The 458-nt window shown below is 39.1% G+C and carries 1 pseudogene; it reads left to right on the forward strand.

Going from position 1 to position 458, the window contains the following annotated elements:
• Positions 1-458, forward strand: a pseudogene (locus tag B3J44_RS02510) (SusC/RagA family TonB-linked outer membrane protein); the annotation flags it as partial.

A 458-nucleotide genomic window follows, 5' to 3' on the forward strand; every position in this document is an offset into this window, starting at 1 on the left:
AACCTTTTCGCAGAAATCAATTTGCTGAAAAACTTAGTGTTTAAGTCTTTAGGTGGGGTTGAAGCCAACTTCTGGTTTGACAGAACCTGGTCGCCAAAATATTCATGGGGCTCTAATGTTCAGACCAATTCATATCTATCACAAGGAACAAATAGAAGTATTACAGTTTTATGGGATAACACGCTGACGTATGATGCTCATTTTGGCGCACATAATGTAAATGCAGTTGTGGGAAGCAGTTCGCAGTCTAATAAGTATGATTTCTTAAACGGCTCTATTCAGAAATTTGCGAGTGATGAAACACAGCAGATAGACAATGGTACATTACAGCCGACAGTAGGAGGTAATGCTTCTGAATGGGCAATTATGTCATATTTGGCAAGGGTGAATTATGACTATGATGGCAAGTATTATGTAACCGGTACAATTAGAAGGGATGGATCTTCTCGTTTTGGTGA

This window comes from Flavobacterium sp. UBA4854 (genome assembly GCF_002399805.1).
Classification (GTDB): Bacteria; Bacteroidota; Bacteroidia; order Flavobacteriales; family Flavobacteriaceae; genus Flavobacterium; species Flavobacterium ginsengisoli.